Annotated in this window: 18 protein-coding genes and 1 tRNA gene; 5 read left to right on the top strand and 14 right to left on the bottom strand. The window is 70.4% G+C overall.

The genetic code is table 11. The annotated features are described in order from the left end of the window. Nucleotides 1-30: 30 nt before the first annotated feature. From QM517_RS07155 to QM517_RS07165, 3 genes are read right to left on the bottom strand one after another with little or no spacing between them, the layout of a single operon-like run. Nucleotides 31-957: a carbohydrate ABC transporter permease gene (locus tag QM517_RS07155; RefSeq protein ID WP_083735184.1), complete on the bottom strand. Its 927-nt coding sequence runs from the start codon at nucleotides 955-957 to the stop codon at nucleotides 31-33. Next, complete coding sequence (locus QM517_RS07160; RefSeq protein WP_077052360.1) at nucleotides 954-1,862, bottom strand: carbohydrate ABC transporter permease; 909 nt, start codon at nucleotides 1,860-1,862, stop codon at nucleotides 954-956. The genes QM517_RS07155 and QM517_RS07160 overlap by 4 nt, the downstream gene beginning before the upstream one ends. Continuing rightward, entirely contained in the window at nucleotides 1,859-3,868 is a 2,010-nt protein-coding gene (locus tag QM517_RS07165) for a beta-galactosidase (protein ID WP_283286212.1), read from the bottom strand. Before QM517_RS07165 ends, QM517_RS07160 begins: the two co-directional genes overlap by 4 nt. A 162-nt stretch (nucleotides 3,869-4,030) precedes the next feature. Here QM517_RS07165 and QM517_RS07170 point away from each other — a divergent pair, with 162 nt between their 5' ends. Further along, nucleotides 4,031-5,044 carry a LacI family DNA-binding transcriptional regulator gene (locus QM517_RS07170; RefSeq protein WP_283286213.1) on the top strand — a complete coding sequence of 338 codons (1,014 nt, stop codon included), beginning with the start codon at nucleotides 4,031-4,033 and terminating at the stop codon, nucleotides 5,042-5,044. 45 nt (nucleotides 5,045-5,089) lie between these two features. Here the strand turns inward: QM517_RS07170 and aztD are convergent, their stop codons facing one another. Genes aztD through aztB form a run of 4 tightly spaced genes read right to left on the bottom strand, consistent with a single transcriptional unit; the run spans nucleotide 5,090 to nucleotide 9,326 of the window. Continuing rightward, nucleotides 5,090-6,286 (bottom strand): zinc metallochaperone AztD, encoded by a 1,197-nt coding sequence (gene aztD, locus QM517_RS07175; protein WP_283286214.1) that lies wholly within the window; start codon nucleotides 6,284-6,286, stop codon nucleotides 5,090-5,092. A 34-nt stretch (nucleotides 6,287-6,320) separates the two neighbouring features. Then, nucleotides 6,321-7,229, bottom strand: a complete 909-nt coding sequence (gene aztC / locus QM517_RS07180) for a zinc ABC transporter substrate-binding protein AztC (RefSeq protein WP_283286215.1) — start codon at nucleotides 7,227-7,229, stop codon at nucleotides 6,321-6,323. Between the two features lies 1 nt (nucleotide 7,230). Then, a complete protein-coding gene (locus tag QM517_RS07185) occupies nucleotides 7,231-8,457 on the bottom strand; it encodes an ABC transporter (protein WP_283286217.1) in 1,227 nt (408 codons plus the stop codon). A 14-nt stretch (nucleotides 8,458-8,471) separates the two neighbouring features. After that, entirely contained in the window at nucleotides 8,472-9,326 is an 855-nt protein-coding gene (gene aztB, locus QM517_RS07190) for a zinc ABC transporter permease AztB (RefSeq protein WP_283286220.1), read from the bottom strand. A 55-nt stretch (nucleotides 9,327-9,381) separates the two neighbouring features. Here aztB and aztA point away from each other — a divergent pair, with 55 nt between their 5' ends. Beyond that, the gene (gene aztA, locus QM517_RS07195) at nucleotides 9,382-10,098 is read left to right on the top strand and encodes a zinc ABC transporter ATP-binding protein AztA (RefSeq protein WP_283286222.1); all 717 of its coding nucleotides are present in this window, start codon (nucleotides 9,382-9,384) and stop codon (nucleotides 10,096-10,098) included. On the opposite strand, the gene QM517_RS07200 is transcribed toward aztA, so the two are convergent. The 6 genes from QM517_RS07200 to QM517_RS07225 all read right to left on the bottom strand — a co-directional run bounded on the left by QM517_RS07200 (nucleotide 10,089) and on the right by QM517_RS07225 (nucleotide 15,647). Then, nucleotides 10,089-10,170, bottom strand: a tRNA-Tyr gene (locus QM517_RS07200). The two genes, aztA and QM517_RS07200, sit on opposite strands and share 10 nt — an antisense overlap. A gap of 156 nt (nucleotides 10,171-10,326) precedes the next feature. Then, complete coding sequence (locus tag QM517_RS07205) at nucleotides 10,327-11,202, bottom strand: PfkB family carbohydrate kinase (RefSeq protein ID WP_283286224.1); 876 nt, start codon at nucleotides 11,200-11,202, stop codon at nucleotides 10,327-10,329. After that, nucleotides 11,199-11,699, bottom strand: coding sequence for an FBP domain-containing protein (locus tag QM517_RS07210; protein ID WP_077052367.1), 501 nt, complete (start codon nucleotides 11,697-11,699; stop codon nucleotides 11,199-11,201). Before QM517_RS07210 ends, QM517_RS07205 begins: the two co-directional genes overlap by 4 nt. 44 nt (nucleotides 11,700-11,743) lie before the next feature. After that, on the bottom strand, nucleotides 11,744-12,673 hold the full coding sequence (locus tag QM517_RS07215) for a sugar ABC transporter permease (protein WP_083735186.1): 930 nt from the start codon (nucleotides 12,671-12,673) through the stop codon (nucleotides 11,744-11,746). Between the two features lies 1 nt (nucleotide 12,674). Beyond that, the gene (locus QM517_RS07220) at nucleotides 12,675-14,309 is read right to left on the bottom strand and encodes an ABC transporter permease subunit (protein ID WP_283286227.1); all 1,635 of its coding nucleotides are present in this window, start codon (nucleotides 14,307-14,309) and stop codon (nucleotides 12,675-12,677) included. Nucleotides 14,310-14,408: 99 nt separating this feature from the next. Beyond that, nucleotides 14,409-15,647 carry a sugar ABC transporter substrate-binding protein gene (locus QM517_RS07225; protein WP_283286229.1) on the bottom strand — a complete coding sequence of 413 codons (1,239 nt, stop codon included), beginning with the start codon at nucleotides 15,645-15,647 and terminating at the stop codon, nucleotides 14,409-14,411. A gap of 225 nt (nucleotides 15,648-15,872) precedes the next feature. On the opposite strand from QM517_RS07225, the gene QM517_RS07230 reads away from it, so the two are divergent. Next, complete coding sequence (locus tag QM517_RS07230; protein ID WP_076495316.1) at nucleotides 15,873-16,361, top strand: YajQ family cyclic di-GMP-binding protein; 489 nt, start codon at nucleotides 15,873-15,875, stop codon at nucleotides 16,359-16,361. A gap of 55 nt (nucleotides 16,362-16,416) precedes the next feature. Here QM517_RS07230 and QM517_RS07235 read toward each other — a convergent pair whose 3' ends face one another. Continuing rightward, the gene (locus QM517_RS07235) at nucleotides 16,417-17,730 is read right to left on the bottom strand and encodes a hypothetical protein (protein WP_283286233.1); all 1,314 of its coding nucleotides are present in this window, start codon (nucleotides 17,728-17,730) and stop codon (nucleotides 16,417-16,419) included. Between the two features lie 252 nt (nucleotides 17,731-17,982). On the opposite strand from QM517_RS07235, the gene QM517_RS07240 reads away from it, so the two are divergent. Both QM517_RS07240 and QM517_RS07245 read left to right on the top strand, forming a co-directional pair. Further along, nucleotides 17,983-18,624: a dihydrofolate reductase family protein gene (locus tag QM517_RS07240; protein ID WP_283286235.1), complete on the top strand. Its 642-nt coding sequence runs from the start codon at nucleotides 17,983-17,985 to the stop codon at nucleotides 18,622-18,624. Then, entirely contained in the window at nucleotides 18,621-18,758 is a 138-nt protein-coding gene (locus tag QM517_RS07245) for a hypothetical protein (protein ID WP_175627638.1), read from the top strand. The genes QM517_RS07240 and QM517_RS07245 overlap by 4 nt, the downstream gene beginning before the upstream one ends. The last annotated feature ends 4 nt before the right edge of the window (nucleotides 18,759-18,762 follow it).

The following is an 18,762-nucleotide window of genomic DNA, read 5'->3' on the forward strand; positions in this document are numbered from 1 at the left end:
GGCCCGCCGGTCGTGCCGGTGGGAGGTGTGTCACTTCAGGGCTCCCGTACCGAGCCCGGTGCGCCAGTACCTCTGGAGCAACAGGAACGTCACGATGAGCGGGAGGATGGAGATGAGGGACCCGACCAGCACGTACGTGCGCAGCTCGGGGAACTGGTTGATGGTGGAGTTCCACGCGTAGAGGCCGTACGTGACGGGGAAGAGCTCTTCGCTGCGCAGCATGATCAGCGGCAGGAAGAAGTTGTTCCAGATCGAGACGAACTGGAAGAGGAACACCGTCACCAGCGCCGGGAACATCAGCCGGATCGACACCGTGAAGAACGTCCGCACCTCGCCCGCCCCGTCGAGGCGGCTGGCCTCGAGGAGTTCGTCGGGGACGGATGCCTCGGCGAACACGCGGGACAGGTAGACGCCGAACGGGCTCACGATGCTCGGCAGCAGCACGGCCCAGTACGTGTCGGTGAGCTGGACCTGGCTGAACAGCAGGAACAGCGGCAGTGCGAGGGCCGTCGCGGGCACGAGGACCCCGCCGAGCACGGTGTTGAAGATGGCCTCGCGGCCGGGGAAGCGGTACTTCGCCAGCGCGTAGCCGCACATCGCGGCGATCACCGTGGCGATCACGCCGCCGACACCGGCGTACAGGACGCTGTTGCCGAGCCACTTCAGGTACACCCCGTCGCGGTACGCGAAGAGCTGGCCGACGTTGTCGAAGAACCGGAAGTCGGCGAACCACAGCGCGTTGGTGCTGAACAGCTGTCCACGGTCCTTCGTGGAGGCCACGACCAGCCACCAGAGCGGGATGAGGAAGTACAGCGTGAAGATGCCCATCACGACCATCGCGGTCGTGCGCGACACGATGCTCTCGCGCGGGCCCGAGCCGGCGGGACGCCGCGCGGGGGCGCGACGGCCGGTCGTGAGCGTGCGGGTGTCGGTGGGGCGGGGGGCGATCGCGCTCATGACTGGGCTCCACGACGGCTGAGACGGAGGAAGGTGAACGACAGCACGAACGTCGCCAGGGCGAGCACGACCGAGAACGCCGCCGCGAGCGAGACGTTGGGGATCGAGCTGGTCGCGTAGATCGTCATGTTGGGGGTGAAGGTGCTCGTCACCGCCGAGCTGAACGAGCGGAACGTCTGGGGCTCGGCGAGGAGCTGGAGCGTTCCGATGATCGAGAGGACACCGGTGAGCACGAGGGCCGGCCGGATGAGCGGGATCTTGATCGACCACGCGATGCGGGCCTGACCGGCGCCGTCGATGCGGGCCGCCTCGTAGATCTCCTGCGGGATCGCCAGGAGCGTCGAGTAGATGATGAGCATGTTGTAGCCGACGAACACCCAGGTCACGACGTTCGCGATGGACCACAGCACCAGGTCGGCCGACAGCAGATCGACGTTCGAGGTGACGGCGGGGAACGGCGACAGGTTGGGCGAGTACAGGAAGCCCCACATGATCGCGGCGATCACGCCCGGCACGGCGTACGGCACGAAGAACGCCAGGCGGAAGAAGCGCTTGCCGCGCAGCAGCGGCGAGTCCAGCAGCAGGGCGAACAGCAGCGCGAGGCCGAGCATCACCGGCACCTGCACGACACCGAACAGCAGCACGCGGCCGACCGAGGTCCAGAACGCGGTGTTCTGGAACACCAGCGCGTACTGCGCGAGTCCGCCGAACACCTCCCGGGCCTGACCGAACGTGCCCTCGCGCTCGACGACGAGCATCGACTTCCACACCGCGTAGCCGATGGGCACGAGGTAGAAGAGGACGAACAGCACCACGAAGGGGGCGATGAAGGCCACGATGGCCCTCTTGTGGGGGATGCGTCGACGCACCCGGGGCGTCGCTGCCCCTGCGGCGGGAGCGGTCATGGATGGTTCTCCTCTCGGACGACGCGCACGGCGCCGGATGGGACGCGCAGTCGGTCCTCGACCGCGAGGCCCGTGATGAGCTCGGTGCCGCGCACGTCGGCGACGAGTTCGGTGTCGCCGTGGTTGACGACGAAGACGTAGGACGCGTCCTCCCCGCGTCGACGGACGATCTCGAACGCGCCCGCGGCCTCGACCTCGGCCGGCGGTCGGACGCCCGCGGCGCGGGCGATCGCGCCGAGCCGGTCGGCGAGGGTCGAGGGCTCGAGCTGCGTGGCGAGGTACCACGCGCTCCCCCGCCCGTGGGCGTTGCGGGTGATCGCGGGCGACCCCGTCGCGGGACCGTCCGCGAACGTCGCGAGGGTCTCGGCCGTCGTCGCGCGCAGGCGTTCGCTCCACAGGTGCGAGCTCGTGCCGTCGTCGAGCGCGATCGCGACGCCGGGCGCGACGGGCGCGAACTCTTCGACGTGGATGCCGAGGGCGTCCCGCAGCGGACCCGTGTAGCCGCCCGCCCAGATGCGGTCGCTCTCGTCGACGATGCCCGAGTTGTAGGTGACGACCGCGGTCCCGCCCGCGGCGATCCAGCCGGTGAGCACCGCGGCCTCGTCGGCGCGCAGGAGGTGCAGGCCCGGGACCACCACGAAGCGGTACGCGGTGAGGTCGGCCCCCGGGCGCACGATGTCCACGGTGAGCCCCTGGGCGTGGAGTGCGGCGTACGTGGCGTGCACCTGTGTGAGGTACCCGACCGACTGGCTGGGGCGGCATTCTGTGTCGGTGGCCCACCACGCCTCCCACGAGAAGATCACAGCGGCATCCGCCACGACCCGCGACCCGGCGACCTCGCCGAGCCGATCGACGATTCCGCCGAGTTCGACGACCTCGCGCCACACGGCGGAGTCGGTGCCGGCGTGGGGCAGCATCGCCGAGTGGAACTTCTCCGCTCCCTGGAGCGACGCGCGCCACTGGAAGAAGCAGACGCCGTCGGCGCCGCGCGCGACGTGTGTGAGGGAGTTCCGCAGCAGCTGACCGGGCTCCTTGGCGAGGTTCAGCGGCTGCCAGTTCACCGCGCCGGTGGAGTGCTCCATGAGGATCCACGGGGCCCCCTGCGCGAGGCCGCGGCTGAGGTCGGCGGCGAAGGCGAGCTCACTGAGCGGGTCGCCGAGCCGGTGGTCGAGGTAGTGGTCGTTGGCGACGACGTCCATCTCGTCGGCCCACGACCAGTAGTCCATGTTCTCGATGTGGGCGGTGACCATGAAGTTCGTCGTGACGGGGCGGTCGCTCAGGCGACGGAGGACGTCGGCCTCGGCGCGGTACTGGGAGAAGACCGCGTCCGAGCTGAAACGGTGGAAGTCCAGCAGCTGCCCGGGGTTGCGGGCCGACAGGGCGGCTCGCGGCGGGAGGATCTCCTCCCAGTCGTGATAGGTCTGGCTCCAGAACGCGGTGCCCCACGCCCGGTTCAGCTCGGCGACCGAGCCGTACCTCTCCCGCAGCCACACGCGGAAGGCGGCGGCGCTCTCGTCGCAGTAGCAGAGGGCGTTGTGGCATCCGAGTTCGTTCGAGACGTGCCAGAGGGCTACCGCCGGGTGCGCCCCGTACCGCGCGGCGACCGCTTCGACCAGGCGGAGGGATGCCGTGCGGAAGACGGGCGAGCTGGGGCACCAGGCCTGGCGTCCGCCCGGGTAGCGGCGGGTGCCGTCCTCGGTCATGGGCAGTACCTCGGGGTATGCGCGGCTGAGCCATGCCGGCGCCGAGGCGGTTCCGGTTCCGAGGTTGACCCGGATGCCGGCGGCGTGGAGCCGCTCGAGGATGTCGTCGAGCGCGGCGAAGTCGAAGGCGTCGGGACCGGGCTGCAGGTGCGACCAGCCGAAGATGTTGACGGCGACGAGGTCGACCCCGGCCTCCCGCATGAGGCGGATGTCCTCGTCCCACACCTCGGGCGACCACTGCTCGGGGTTGTAGTCGCACCCGAAGGCGATGCCCTCGTGGGTGAAGGGGGTCCGGCCGGTCATCCTGCTCCTCGTTCTGTGAACGTGCACAGTCTCGAGCGGATGCCTCTCCGTCGAGGTTCTGTGAACGTACACAGAGTGGCATTCGACGTTTTCCGCGTCAAGTGTTCGTTATCAATCTGTGCTCGTTCACACATCGAGCGGGTCGCCCCTAGGATCGGGAACGTGGAAACGGAGCGTCGACGTCGCGCCACCGTGAAGGACGTCGCCCTCGAAGCGGGCGTCTCGCGGGGCACGGTCAGCCGCGTGCTCAACGGCCAGCCGTACGTCTCGGAGGACGCGCGCGCCGCGATCGAGGCGGCCATCGCCCGCGTCGGGTTCGTCCCCAACCGCGCGGCGCGCAGCCTCGTGATGCAGAGCTCCCAGGCGATCGGGCTCATCGTGCACGAACCGCACTCGCTGTTCGTCGAGGACCCCAACATCGCCTCGATCCTGCTCGGCGCGAACAGCGCACTCTCCGAGGCCGACTACCAGCTGTCGTGCCTCATCGCCGACACCCCGCGCGATGTGGACCGCCTCGCGCGCTACCTCAGCGGCGGCCTCATCGACGGCGTGATCATCGTGTCGGCGCGCGTGGGCGACCCCATCACGCGCGCGGTCGTCGAGCTGGGTCTCCCCGCCGCCTTCGTCGGCAACCCGCGCGACATCGGCGACGCCGCCCACGTCGCGATCGACAACCGCGGCTCCGCGCGCGAGATCACGAAACGCCTCGTCGGCACCGGTCGGCGTCGCGTCGGCATGGTCGCCGCCGCGCTCGACCGCGACTCCGGCGCCGACCGCCTCGCGGGGTTCGTCGACGCGCTGGGCGGCGACTTCGACCCCCAGCTCGTCGAGCGGGTGCCGTTCTACTCGTTCTCCGACGGCAAGGCCGGCATGAAGCGCCTGCTCGACCGGGTTCCCGACATCGACGGCGTCTTCGCCTCGAGCGACGCCGTCGCCGCCGGCGCGATCGAAGCCCTCCGCGAGACGGGTCGACGCGTCCCCGACGACGTGGGGATCGTCGGCTTCGACGACAGCTCCTGGGCCCTGCGCTGCGATCCCCCGCTGTCGACCGTGCACCAACCCGCCGATCAGCTCGGCAGCGCCGCCGCCCGCGCCGTGCTCGCGCAGCTCGACGGCCAGACCTTCACGGCCCCGATCCTGCTGGAGAGCCCGATCGTCTGGCGCGAATCGGCCTGAGCGCGCGGAGCCGCCCCGAGGGTTCCCCGGGACGGCTCGGCGGCGTCAGCGCGTGAGCGCGATCTCGTTCGGCGTGACCGTCAGCGTCGCAGTGGTGAGCACCTCGCCCGTGGTGAGGTCGACGGCGTGCACCGCGTTCCTCGCCGGCTCGGTCACGTAGGCGACGTCGCCGCTGACCTTGATCGCGGGGTGCGCGTCCTGCCACTCGACCGGCCCCTCCCACGCGTCGATCACCGGGAACGCCTCCGTCACTGCACCCGTGGCGGGGTCGATGACGTGGATCGACCCGTCCGTGGCCAGGATGTAGCCGCGGTCCCCGGGGCCGCGGGCGATGTCGCGGAACGTGTACTCGACCCCCTCGGGCAGATCGACGACGGCCTGCGTCTTGGCCTGCGTGTCGATCAGCGCGACGCGGTGGAGCAGGTAGCCCTCGGCATCCCGGTCGTCCTTGTAGTCGCCGATGACGAGCGGGCTGGTCTCGCTGACGTAGGCGTTGCCCATGCGTCCGTAGGGCTGGTCCGGGGCGGTGAGCTTGGTGAAGGCGCCGTCGTCGTAGACGAGCGCGCCGTTCTCGCAGCCGAAGACGACGACCTCGTCCTTCGCGGTGCCCTCGCCGTGCACGCCCGGGCAGTCCGCGCTCTCGGCGAGGGTCCGGCCCGAGGGATCCTTCGCGACGACGCCGGTGCGGCCGTCGGCGTTGCCGACCGTGGTGAGGAACGTGCCGTCCTCGAGCACGATCGAGACGCCGTGGTGCGCCTCGACGCCGGGGATCGTTTCGACGGCGGGACGACCGGTGGATGCCGACAGCGCGGCGCTGTCGAACACGGTGGTGTCGCTCGTGCCGTCGGCGTACAGCACGGTCTTGCCGCCGTGCACGACGACGTGTCCGGCCTTCTCCGCCGGGAACACCAGGTCGGTGAGCGCGGGAGCGGCGTCGGCCGAGCCGGCATCCAGCACCTGGAAGCCCGCGCTGGTCGTCACCATGATGTGGCGCCCGTCGCCGGCGGGGTTCAGGCGGGTGAACTCCTCGGAGTCGACGTCGCCGAGGACCTCCAGCGTCTCGCCGTCGAGGACGACGATGCCGCCCGGGTAGGACAGGGCCACGCGGGTGCCGGTCTCGGCCACCGCCGACGCGGACGAGCCCGGGGTCGCGGAGCCGGTGCCGGCACAGGCCGCGAGACCGACGGTCGCGCCGACCGCGAGGGCGAGCACGCCCGCGCGGCGGAGGGGAAGGGTGCGCATGTGATTTCTCTTTCTCTCAGGGGTGGCCGGGCGCTCAGGGCGACAGGCCGGTGGCGATGCGCTCCGTGTTGACGCGCATCATGGTCAGGTAGTCGGGGGCTCCGCCGGCGGCATCCGTCAGCGACTCCGTGAACAGCTCGGTGACCGTCACGTCGACGTCGGCCTCCTCGGCGAGCACCTTCATGAGCCGGTCCGGCTGCGACGATTCGGCGAAGATCGTGCGGACGCCGGCGTCGTCGATCGCCGACACCAGGTCGGCGAGGTCGCTCGCACTCGGGGCGGCGAGCGTCGTCCCCCCGGGGATCACGGCTCCCACGACACGGAATCCGAATCGCTCGGCGAGGTAGCCGAAGACGTGGTGATTCGTCACCAGTGCGCGCTGCGCGGACGGGATGGCGGCGAAGGCGTCCGTCATGTCGGCGTCCAGCTCCGTCAGCTCGCCGCGGTAGGCGGCCGACCGGGCGGCGACCGCGGCGGCATCCACCCCGTCCATCGCCTCGAGCACGGGGACGAGCGCGTCGACCACGGCGATCGTCTGCGCCGGGTCGGTCCAGAAGTGCGGATCGTCGGCGCCACCGGCGTCGGTCGAGGTGTAGGACAGGACGTCGACGGCGTCCCCGGCGACGAACGCGGCGACGCCCGCCCCCGCGGCCGCGTCGAGGTGCTGCTGCAGCCCTTCCTCGAGGCCGAGACCGTTCGAGACGACGAGGTCGGCCGAGCGCAGCCGCGCCGCCTCCGCCGCGGAGATCTCGAACGCGTGCGGGTCGGCCCCGGGTCGCATGAGGGTCACCACCTCGACGTCGTCACCGACGAGGTTCGAGACGACGTCGCCGAGGATGTTCGTCGACACTATGACGAGCGGACGGTCGCTCGCGGGGGCGGAACAGCCGGTGAGCACCCCCGCGGCGAGCAGGAGGGCGGCGGTGAGGCGCAGCAGTCTCATCTCAGCGTCCCGTCTGAACGAAGAACGCGGGGCTGCGCTCGGCGGGGAACTCCCGGGCGATGCGCGCACCGTCGGCGAAGTCGATCTCCCAGAGGCGCCCCTCGACGGGACCGTTGAGGTAGGCGCGCTGCTGGTCGGCCACGAGCGTCGCGGACGCGCCCGCCGCGAGGCTCTCGGCGACGAGCGGGGCGGATGCCGCGCGCTCCCCGCCCGTTTCGCCGTCGAGCACGAGCACGCGCCCGTCGCGGGTGAGGGCGAGCAGATTCGCGTCGGCGTCATCGACCGCGGTGACCTGCACGAGGGGCTCGGGGGCAGGGATCAGCGACCACGACCGCGCCCGGGTGTCGAGGATCCAGATGCCGTCGTCGCCGGCGAGCGCGGCCACGCGCGGACGCCCCTCGCGGTTGGCGAAGGCGGTCGCCCGCGCCGCGGTCGTGCCCGCGGGGTAGGGGACGCGCTCGATGACGGGCCGCTCGTCCTCGACGTGGATGAGAAGCGCCGCGTCCCGGCATCCGATGACCGCTCCCACGCGGGTGGTGATCGTCCCGGCGGGATCGACGCAGTCGGCGGAGTCGCCGGTCGGCGTGCCGTCGGCGGTGTGCAGAGCCAGGACGTCGGCGGCGGCCACGGCCGCGAACGACCCGACCGGGACGACGAGACCCGCGCCCGGCTCGCGTGCGAGGCGGAACGTCTCCACGATGCGGCCCTTCGAGAGCGCCTCGGTGTCGAGGAGGACGGCGTCGCCGCTCTCGGGGAAGAACAGCCCCGTGCCACCGGTCGTCGACGAGTTCGACGTCGCGACGGTCGCGACTCCCCCGCCCGCGACGTCGCCGAGCACGCGCGGCTCGGCGCGGTAGTAGTGGAAGTGGTCGACGTGATCCCACGTCCACACGCCGCTGTCGACGATCGAGACGCCGTCCCCGTCCATCGCGAAGAGATACCGCCCGTCGCCGTGCACCGCGTCGGGGGCTCGCACCGCCCCCAGATCCGTGGTCGATTCGTCGAGCAGGTCGAGGTGCGACACGCGCCCCTCGGCGTCGATCGAGGTCAACCCGAGCGCAGGTTCCGCGAGTTCCGCCGCGCCGGCGATGGCGCCGTGCGTGTCGACGGCCGCGTCGGGGGTCGTGTCGGGCGTGGGCCCGGTCGGAGAGCCGGCCGCACACCCGGCGAGGGCCAGCAACGCGACGAGGGTCAGGGGGAACGGGCGGGGCGAGGAGCGCGGGATCATGCGGTCTTTCTGCGTCAGGACGGAACGGGGACGAGAACAGGGCGGCGCCGGACAGCGGCGTCGCGGGCCGCGCGGAGCGCCCACGAGGCGCCGGCCGCGGCGATCGCGGTGGCGGCGATGGTGGCCCCGGCCGCGGTGGCCGCGTGCCACGAGACCAGCAGGCCGACCGCGACGGCGACGGTGCCGATGACCGCCGCGAGGACCATGGTGGAGGGGATCCTCTCGGTCCACTGCCGCGCGGCGACCGCGGGGGCCACGAGCAGCCCCACGACGAGCAGCGACCCCACGGCCTGGTAAGACGCGACGACCGCGAGGGTCACGAGGCCCACCAGCACGGTGCGACCCAGCCGCGGACGCAGGTTCAGCACCCGCGCGACCCGCGCGTCGACCGCCAGAGCGACGAGCGACCGGTGCGCGGCGACGGCGGCCGCCACACCCACGACGACCGCGACGGCGAGGACGACGAGGTCGCCCACGCCCACCGCGAGGATGTCGCCGAACAGGATGGCCGTGGCATCCGTCGCGAAGCTCCCGGCGTGCGAGATCACGATCACCCCGAGCGCGAGCATGCCGACGAACAGCAGGCCGATGCTCGTGTCGTACGACAGCCGCGCGCGGCGCTGGAGGACGCCGATGCCGAGGCTCATCGCCATCGCGCTGACCGCGGCCCCCAGCAGGACCGGCAGCCCGAGGACGGTGGCCAGGGCGACGCCCGGGAGCATGCCGTGGGCCAGCGCCTCACCGAGGAACGCCATGCCGCGGATGATCACCCACGTCCCGGCGACGGCGCACAGCACCGCGACCAACGCGCCGCCGAGGAGGGCGCGCTGGACGAACTCGAGCGAGAACGGATCGGTGAGCCAGGACACGAGGCACGACCGTAGCGTTATTGAGAACGGTTGTCGAACTCATAGAATGGATGCCATGCCCCCTGCACCCTCTCCCTCCCCCGTCGTCGAGGCTCGCGGCATCCGCGTCGATTTCGGCGAGACACGCGCCCTGGACGGGGTCGACCTCGACATCGCCGCGGGCGCTCTGACGGTGATCGTCGGAGCCAACGGCTCGGGCAAATCGACGCTGGTGGAAGTGCTGGCGGGGGCGCGTGCCCCGTCGGCCGGAACCGTCCGCGTCCACGCGACGTCGCGCGCTTTCGTTCCACAGAGGGCCGCCGTGGCCGACCGACTCCCCCTCACCGTCCGCGACGTCGTCGTCATCGGCGCCTGGGGGCGGGTGGGCACGGTGCGCCGCCTGGGTCGCGTCGGTCGCACGGCCGTCGACGACGCCGTGCGCCGTCTCGACATGACCGCCCTGCAGCGCAAGCCCTTCGGAGCGCTCTCCGGCGGACAGCGTCAGCGAGCGCTCCTCGCGCAGGGCCTGGCACGCGGCGCCGACCTGCTTCTCCTCGACGAACCGACGACGGCACTGGATGCCACGAGCGCCGCGCTCGTCCACGGTGCGATCGCGGCGGAGACCGCCCGCGGGGCCGCCGTCGTGTGCGTGAGCCACGACGACAGACTCATCGCCGGGGCCGACGTGATCGTGCGGCTGGACTCGGGCCGTCTCGTCGCCGGAAAGTCCGCCGGGGAAAGCGAAAAGCCCCGGTCTCCCGGGGCTTTCGCTGATGTTCTCGGTGGCGAGTGAGGGATTCGAACCCCCGAATGCAATGCAGTCTGATTTACAGTCAGATCCCTTTGGCCGCTTGGGTAACTCGCCAGGTGCGCACCCGCCCGGCTTTCGCAGTCGACCAGAGGCGCGATCACCTACCTTACCCTCTGCGAGGGGGTGCTTCCAACACGGGGCAGGTGTGACACGCGCCTCCTCCGACGGAGTCTTCCCACACGAGGCGGGGATGCGACAACGCGGCCCGGGTCACTCGGGGATGCGCAGCAGGGCACCCTCGCTGCGGCACGTCACCGCGGCCACCTCCATCGCGCGGTCGAGCACGAAACCCCAGCCCGCCTCGTCCTCGGGGAGGCCACCGCGCACGAGCGCCGCCGTCGTCGAGAGCACGGCGTCGCCGCCGCCCATGGTGTCGACGATGGGCTCGGGAAGCTCGACGATCGGGCGCGAGACGGTCAGCCCGTGGGCGTCGACGGCCGCTCCCCCGGCCCCGTACGTCGCGAGCACGGCCTCGACGCCGAGGCCGGCGAGCTTCTCGCGGAGATCCTCGAGCGGCCCGCCGTAGAGCAGCTGCGCGTCGTCCTCGCCGACCTTCACCAGCTGCGCCCGCGCGGCAGCCTTCTCGAATCCGCACACGAAGGCCTCGCGGTCGTGCAGCATTCCGGCCCGGGGGTTCGGGTCGATCGCGAGCGACGTCGAGCCCACGGCATCCAGCAGCGCGTCGGTCTGGTCGAGGTCGTCGAACGGGAAGCAGCTCACCACGACGAGGGGCGCCTCGGCGAGCGCGGCGCGCTCGGCGTCGCCGTAGTGCACGCGGCGGTTCTGCGCGGCCTCGTTGAAGACGTACTCCGGCTCGCCCCCGGCCGAACGCGTGCTCACGGCACGGGACGACCCGTGCTCGGAGGGGCTCTGCAGCAGGTCGACGTCGTACTCGGCGAGGTAGCCGCGGATCTGCTCGCCCGCCGCGTCGTCGCCGACCATGGCGATGAGCGACGTGGGGACGCCCAGGCGCGACAGTCCCACCGCGACGTTCAGGGCGGCACCGCCGACGAACTCGCGGACACCGGCGTCGTCGCGCAGCTCGTCGATCAGGGCGTCGCCGATGACGACGACCCGACCGGTCACCGCTGGACTCCGGCCGTGTCGAGCACGCGCTCGACGAACGCCTCGGTTCGGCGCTTGGTGCCGTCGATCTTCATGTCCACACTCCCGCGGATCTCACTCGGCGCCAGCGGCATCGCGAGGCGCACGTTCTCGTGGCACGACAGGTCGGCGCACATGTACGTTCCGACCGTATCGCCCTGGTCCCCCGCCGCCCCGGCTTTCCGCGCCGTGAACAAGGCGACCTGGTCGCCCGGCTGCATCGTGTGGCACAGATTGCACATCGCCGCCCGCGCGCGCGACTGTCCGTCCGCGGCCCGCAGCACGACGCCGGTGGGCTCACCGCCCCGCTCGGTGACGAGATAGCCGCGTCCACGGGTGCGCGGATCCCGCCACGCGAAGAAGTCGAGGTGATCCCAGTCGGTCAGCAGGAAATCGTGGGGCAGAGCCAGGACCCGCAGGTCGTCCGGTGCGGCGTTGACGAACGCCTCGCGCACCTCGTTCTCGGTGAGTGCTCGCATGGCATCCGAGTCTACGAGCGACCCGGGCGCGCCGGGCCGGCCCGTCACTTCACGCTGCCGGCCGTGAGCCCTCCCACGATGTACTTCTGCAGGGCGAGGAACAGCGCCATGGGCAGGATCGCCGCGAGCACCGCTCCCGCCGCGAACACCGACCAGTTGGTGGCCGTCTCCTGCGACACGAACTGGTAGAGGCCCACGGCGAGGGTCTGCTTGTCGGGGTCGACGAGGATCACGGATGCCAGGACGAAGTCGTTCATGGTGCCGATGAACGACAGCAGCCCGACGACCGCGAGGATCGGAGCGACCAGGCGCAGGATGATCGTGAAGAAGATGCGCGCGTGACCGGCGCCGTCGATCTTGGCCGCCTCGTCGATCGAGGCGGGCACGGTGTTGAAGAAGCCGTACATGAGGTACGTGTTCACACCGAGCGCGCCGCCGAGGTACACCATGATCAGACCGATCTGGGAGTTCAACCCGATCGCGGGGAAGACGTCGGCGATCGTCGTCATGAGCAGGAAGATCGCCACGAACGCCAGCAGCTGCGGGAACATCTGCACCAGCAGCAGGCTGAGGAGCCCGAATCGGCGTCCGGCGAAGCGCATGCGGGAGAAGGAGTACGCCGCGAGCGCGCCGAGGAACACGGTGCCGGCGGCGGTGACGAGCCCGATCACGAGCGAGTTGACGAACCACGCGGCGAAGGGCTGCTGCGGCAGCGAGAACAGACGCACGAAGCTGTCGACGCTGATCGTCTGGAACAGTCCGTTGGCCGTGAGCAGCGTCCCGCCGGGGTTCAGGGCGGCCGACAGCACGTACAGCAGCGGGAACGCCGAGAAGATCAGCATCGCGATGCCGACGAGATGACGCCAACCGGTCTGCCGGAACCAGGTGCCGAACGGACGGCGCGGCGGTCGCGGTGCGCGGTCGGCGCGGTCGTTGCGGGCGGGGCGGGTGAGGGTCGCGGTGTCGATCGCCATGTCAGTTCAGCTCCTCGAGGGCCTTGGTCTGGCGGAATCCGATGTAGGAGATCACGCCGACGAGCAGGAAGATCACGATCGAGAAGGCGCTGGCCAGGCCGAAGTCGCGCAGCTGGCCGACGAAGGCGACCTTGTAGACCATCGAGATCAGGATGTCGGTGGCACCGGCGTTGATCGCGGCGTCGGCGAACCGCGGTCCCCCGCCCGTGAGCATGTAGATGAGGTTGAAGTTGTTGAAGTTGAACGCGAACGACGAGATCAGCAGCGGTGCCACGGAGACCAGCAGCAGGGGGAACTTGATGTGGCGGAAGATCTGCCACACGCTCGCCCCGTCCACACGCCCGGCCTCGGTGATGTCGTCCGGGATCGACTGCAGCGCGCCCGTGCACACCAGGAACATGTACGGGTAGCCGAGCCAGAGGTTGACGATGAGGATCGCGATCTTCGCCAGCACCGGGTCCTGCAACCACGGGATGGTGGCCCCGCCGAGGATCGTCTGGTTGATGAACCCGAAGTCCTGGTTGAACATCCCCGCCCAGACCAGCGCCGAGAGGAATGCCGGGAACGCGTACGGCAGGATCATCACGACCCGGTAGTACTTCCGGCTCTTCATGCGCGGGTCGTTCAGCACGATCGCGAGGAAGAGGCCCAGGACGAAGGTGGTCGCCACCGACAGGAACGCGAACGCGAAGGTCCAGATCGCCACGGCGATGAAGGGACCGCGGATGGAGTCCTCGGTGAAGGCGCGCACGAAGTTGTCCGCCCCCACCGTCACGACCCAGCCCGGCAGCAGCTCGGAGCCGTCATCGGCGGTGAACGCCCCCGTCCCGATGTCGCGGTAGACCGTGCCGTCGGTGGTGTCGGTCATCGTGTCGCCCGCGGCATCCCAGGTCAGGCTGGAGGTGAACAGGTACGCGTTCGAGCCGTCCGTGGTGCGGAGGAACCCGGCGTTGGGATCCTCGGAGATCGGCACCGCGATCGCACCGATGGCGCCCTGGTTGGCGACGATGCCGGCGAAGTCGAGGCTCGTGTAGCCGTCGGCGGCGACGGCGCGACCGCCCGAGAACTCGGCGTCCACGGGTTCGAGCTCGGACTCGGTCGTTCCCACGGCGGCGTCGCCCGTCACCGGATCGGTCACCAGCAGCGAGAACACCCCGTCGCGCTCGACGACGGTGATCGGGTAGGTCGCCGAGTCGGCCACGCGGGTCTGCGACTGCAGGAGCAGCGCGTTGACGGCGTCATCCTTGGTCGAGTTGTGGCCCGAGCCGTAGTTGGTGAACGCGATGTACACCGTGTACGCGACGACGAAGATCTGGAAGATCAGCAGGAAGATCAGGCCCGGCGTGAGGTATTTCGCCGGGAGCAGCCCGGGCGTGAGGTAGACGACGTTCACGCCGACGGCGATGAGCGCGACGGCACCGGCGACCGCCCACTGCCCCGTCCCCGCGAGCACCATGACGGCGTACACGGCGGCCGCGTCGATGATCGACAGCGCGACGATCTTGACGAGCCAGACCTTCCATCCGGCCGCGGCGGCTTCGGCGTAGCGCTCGGCGCGGCGGCGGCGGCGCTCGGCCGCGGGGTCGGGAGGGGTCGAGCCGACAGGGGTGTCGTTCTCGAGGAGGGGAGCCGTCATCGTTGAGGCCTTCTGCGTCAGGGGGACGAAGTCCGGGGGTGGGGGGAAGAGGGGATGCCACGGCGGGCGGCCGCGAAGGACGCCCGCCGTGGCGGTGGATCAACCGGCGATCTTGGCCTGGATGTCGTCGGACATCTTGGTCCACGTGGCCGTGGGGTCCTCGCCCTTGAGGAGCGCGACCTCGGCGACACCCCAGAACTCCCAGACCGAACCCATCTCGGGGATGCTCGGCATCGGGGCACCCTGGGCGCCGACCTCACCGAAGCCGGCGATGATCGGGTCGGAGGCGGCCTTCTCGTACGCCGCCTTCAACGCCGGCGGACGGTCGCCCGCCTCGTAGAGCGCCGTCTGCACGGGCTCGGTGCCGAGGTAGTTCACCAGGAACTCGTTCGCGGCGAGCGCGTTCTGCGACTTCGCGTTCAGGTAGAAGCCCTGCACGCCCACGAAGGGCTGCGCGGGCTGACCACCGGCCGACGGGATCGGGTCGACGGCGATGTTGATGCCCTTGGCCTCGGCATCCGCGACGTTCCAGGGGCCGGTGAGGATGAACGGCGTCTGGCCCGAGTTGAAGGCCTCCTTGGAGAGGTCCTGGGTGAGGTTCAGGTTGATCGTGCCGGCGGCGCCCTGCGCTCCGAGCCACGCGGCGAAGGCCTGGCCGGCCTCGTCGCCGATCGACAGCTGCGAGCCGTCGTAGCTGCCGTCGGCGTTGCGCGCGAACACGGAGTTCCCGAACGACGTCTCGAACGGGTACAGGTGGTACGGGTCGGCGTTGGCCGGGTCCAGTCCCACGACGAAGGGGTACTGCACGCCGGCGGCGGTGCCCTTGGTGATCATGTCGTCGAACGAGGTCGGCGCCTCGGGGACGAGGTCGACGTTGCGCATCAGCGCGATGTTCTCGGTCGCGTACGGCAGGCCGTAGACCTTGCCGTCGTTGGTGAACGCCTGGATGGCGACGTCCTGGAACTCGGATGCCTTGTCGCCGAGCTCGATGGGGGCGACGAGGCCGTCCTGCACGAAGCCGCCGAGCCAGTCGTGCGCGCCGACGGTGATGTCGGGGCCCTTGCCGGTGGGGACCTGCGCGGCGAAGTCGGCCTGGATCTTCGAGAAGTCCTTCTCGACGAGGTCGACCTTGATGCCCTTCTCGTCCGCGAAGGTCGCGGCGACGTCCTTCAGGGCGTCCGCGCGGTTCGCGTCGACCCAGACGGTCAGGGTGCCGGCCGCGGCGGCGTCGCCGCTGGCCTGCGGAGCTGCGCCGCTGCCGGAGCAACCGGCCAGCAGCAGCGAACCGGCGGCGATGAGGACGCCGAAGCCGAGTGCGCTCGTGGATTTCACCTTCATTGGTGGTGTGCCTCTCTGGTGGGGGAGGGGCGGCGGATCGTCCGGATGGTGGACGCCGTCAGCCCCGTGTCGTCATGCAAGCGCTTACGCTGCAAGCGCTTACATACTGTGCGACCTCACCCGACTTCGCAAAACGGCCGCGCGCGTCGATACCAAGCTGTGATGTCGTGAGCGCTCACAGGCCATCCCGGAGGCGCACCCGCCTCGGCTCGCTAGAATCGCGGGATGGCCGACAGCTCATTCGACATCGTCTCCAAGATCGACCGCCAGGAAGCCGACAACGCCCTGAACCAGGCGCGCAAAGAGGTCGAGCAGCGCTACGACTTCAAGGGCACCGACGCCTCCATCGAGTGGAGCGGCGAAGCGATCCTCATCAAGGCGAACTCCGAGGAGCGCGCCAAAGCCGTGCTCGACGTCTTCCAGACCAAGCTCATCAAGCGCGGCATCTCGCTGAAGAGCCTCGAGACGGGCGACCCGGTCGCCGGCGGCAAGGAGTACCGCATCACCTCGACGCTGAAGGAAGGCATCTCGCAGGAGAACGCGAAGAAGATCGGCAAGATCATCCGCGACGAGGGCCCCAAGAGCGTGAAGTCGCAGATCCAGGGCGACGAGCTGCGGGTGCAGTCCAAGTCGCGCGACGACCTGCAGGAGGTCCAGCGCCTCCTCAAGGCCGCCGACCTCGACGTCGACCTGCAGTTCACGAACTACCGGTAAGAGCGCGATCCGCTGACGGCGCCGGCCCTGGCATCCGCTGGGTCGGCGCTTCCCGTCACGGCAGCTTCGGCGCCTGCGGCACGGAGTCGGCGGCGGGGATCTCCACATCCACCGACCGAGGAGCGCGAGGATCGGCGCTGACACCCCGCCGCTGCCCGCTCGACCCGGATGCCGCCTTGTCCTCGTCGGTCTTGTCCTCCTCGACCTGGATCGGGTGCGCCGTGGCGTAGGCATCCTGCCGGATACCGGTGACCTGCCACGAAACTTCGACGTTGCCGTGATCGGTACGGATCTCGAAGGAGTTGCCGGAGACCTTTCGCGACACGATCGCCTGGGCGAACTGCCCGATGACGGTGAGCTGATACCGCGGATCGCGGTTGAGAGCGTCGAAGTAGTCGGGGAGATCGACCGTGGCATGCCCATCGGCGTCGGTCGTCACGATCCCGTTGTAGACGTTCATCATGTCCGGCGACTCGACGAACGAATGCAACAGCCACTTGTTGTCCGGGTCGAGCGGGTGGTCGATCTTGAAGGATCCCGCGCTCTTGCTGAGCGTGCCGTTCACGTGCACACGCCCCTGGGCGAAGACCGCGAAGCCGTCGGGGCTACTGGTCGTCGCGTACACGCCGTAGTTCTGCCCCGTCGTGGCGGTGCCGACGCCGTACAGGCCCCAGGACGTGCCCTGTCCCCAGACTCCGACGTATCCGGAGTCGCCACGGACACCGGCCGTACCGCCGCCGGTCCCGTAGACCGCGTACTGCCCGCCCTCGGCGAGGAGAGCTTGGGCTTGCCCGGAGACGGCGGCCTGCGCGTAGACGCCGATCCGTCCGCTCGCGATCAACCCGTTGGCGGCGCCCGAGCCTCCGGCGAGCAGGCCGGTCGTGCCGCCGAAATATCCGCCGACGCTGTCACCCAGCCCGACCACGCCGTAGTAGCCCGTCTGCCCGAGGACGCCGCCAGTCTTTCCCGACCCCACGACGCCGTAGTCGTTCGTCGATGTGCCCTTGACGCCGGCCCCGCTGGTCGAGCTCCCGACGACGCCCGCGCCTGCGGCAGCACTCGCTGAGATCGTCGCGGACGATGCGGCTGTGCTCGTGGACGAGGCCTGGATCGCCGTCCCGCCCGTCTTCACCTGCAGTTTCGCCGTCGGGGTGGTCACCCCGATGCCCACATTCCCGTTCGCGAGGATCCGCATGCGTTCGGCGTTCGAGGTCGCCCCCGAGGCACGCGTCTTGAAGATCAAGGGGGCGCCGGCCGTGGTGGGCCCGAGGAAGTTGGAACCGTCCGTCGAGACGCCGGAATTGCCGCCGAGGAGCCACGCCGTGGTTCCCGGAGCGGCTTCGGCCGGCGAGGCGGACGCTGCACTCACGGCTCCGGCTACACCCGCGGCCGCTCCCACGAGCAGCAGCCGACGGGGGAGGCCGGACGGAGGAGCAGCGGGTGGTGTCGTCGCGGGCATGGGGAAAGCTCCTTTCATGTCGGATGCCGCCGAGGGTAGGGTCACTTGCCACTCGTGGCAAGGAAAACTCCTCCGACCCACCCCGGGGCACAGCCACGACCGCCATCGGAGGATTGATAAGGTGCGATCCGTCACTCGCCGCCCGAATCACGAAGGAACGCCATGGCCGTCCGCGTCGATCTGAACGTCTCGCTCGACGGGGTCGCCGCGCCCGCCGACATGTCGCCCGAGAATCCGATGGGGGCCGATTGGGGCCTGCTCGTCGCGGACTACATGGCGACGCGCACGTTCCTCGCGCGGGTGTTCGGCGACACCTCCGGTGCCGGCACGACCGGGGTCGACGACCGCTACGCCGCCGCCTACTTCGAGGGCGTCGGCGCCGAGGTGATGGGCGCGGGGATGTTCGGCATCCACTCGTTCCCCGACGATCCGCAGTGGCGCGGATGGTGGGGCGACGAGCCGCCGTTCCGGGTGCCCGTCCTGGTGCTGACCCACCGTGAACGCGCGTCGATCGAGTTCGCGAACGGTACGCGATTCGACTTCGTCGACGCCGACATCGCGGATGCCGTGCGCCGGGCGACCGAGCTGGCGGGCGACGCCGACGTGCGCATCGGTGGCGGGGTGTCCACGGTCCGCTCGGCCCTCGCCGCGGGGCTCGTCGATCGCCTCCATGTCGCGATCCGCCCAGTGATCCTCGGGCGCGGCACGCGGCTGTGGGACGGCCTGGAGCACCTCCACGCCGACTACCGTGTCACGTCGGAGGTCGCCGAGAGCGGTGTCGTGCACGTGACGTTCGAGCGGTGAGGACACCCGACGGGCTGCCCACGTGCCCGACCTGCGGCGACCCGCTGCGGTTCGAGGTGCTCGACGACGAGCGCTTCCTCGTGGCGTGGTCGTGCGTGACCTGCGGGCTCATCCGCACGACCGAGCCGACCTGAAGCG

The sequence above is a fragment of the Microbacterium sp. IEGM 1404 genome, assembly GCF_030056775.1.
Lineage (GTDB): Bacteria > Actinomycetota > Actinomycetes > Actinomycetales > Microbacteriaceae > Microbacterium.

What these genes read in the sequence shown, in the direction of transcription:
- QM517_RS07155 (WP_083735184.1), bottom strand. Translation starts at nt 957, where the DNA reads ATGAGCGCGATCGCCCCCCGCCCCACCGACACCCGCACGCTCACGACC.
- QM517_RS07160 (WP_077052360.1), bottom strand. Translation starts at nt 1,862, where the DNA reads ATGACCGCTCCCGCCGCAGGGGCAGCGACGCCCCGGGTGCGTCGACGC.
- QM517_RS07165 (WP_283286212.1), bottom strand. Translation starts at nt 3,868, where the DNA reads ATGACCGGCCGGACCCCCTTCACCCACGAGGGCATCGCCTTCGGGTGC.
- aztD (WP_283286214.1), bottom strand. Translation starts at nt 6,286, where the DNA reads ATGCGCACCCTTCCCCTCCGCCGCGCGGGCGTGCTCGCCCTCGCGGTC.
- aztC (WP_283286215.1), bottom strand. Translation starts at nt 7,229, where the DNA reads ATGAGACTGCTGCGCCTCACCGCCGCCCTCCTGCTCGCCGCGGGGGTG.
- QM517_RS07185 (WP_283286217.1), bottom strand. Translation starts at nt 8,457, where the DNA reads ATGATCCCGCGCTCCTCGCCCCGCCCGTTCCCCCTGACCCTCGTCGCG.
- aztA (WP_283286222.1), top strand. Translation starts at nt 9,382, where the DNA reads ATGCCCCCTGCACCCTCTCCCTCCCCCGTCGTCGAGGCTCGCGGCATC.
- QM517_RS07210 (WP_077052367.1), bottom strand. Translation starts at nt 11,699, where the DNA reads ATGCGAGCACTCACCGAGAACGAGGTGCGCGAGGCGTTCGTCAACGCC.
- QM517_RS07215 (WP_083735186.1), bottom strand. Translation starts at nt 12,673, where the DNA reads ATGGCGATCGACACCGCGACCCTCACCCGCCCCGCCCGCAACGACCGC.
- QM517_RS07220 (WP_283286227.1), bottom strand. Translation starts at nt 14,309, where the DNA reads ATGACGGCTCCCCTCCTCGAGAACGACACCCCTGTCGGCTCGACCCCT.
- QM517_RS07225 (WP_283286229.1), bottom strand. Translation starts at nt 15,647, where the DNA reads ATGAAGGTGAAATCCACGAGCGCACTCGGCTTCGGCGTCCTCATCGCC.
- QM517_RS07230 (WP_076495316.1), top strand. Translation starts at nt 15,873, where the DNA reads ATGGCCGACAGCTCATTCGACATCGTCTCCAAGATCGACCGCCAGGAA.
- QM517_RS07240 (WP_283286235.1), top strand. Translation starts at nt 17,983, where the DNA reads ATGGCCGTCCGCGTCGATCTGAACGTCTCGCTCGACGGGGTCGCCGCG.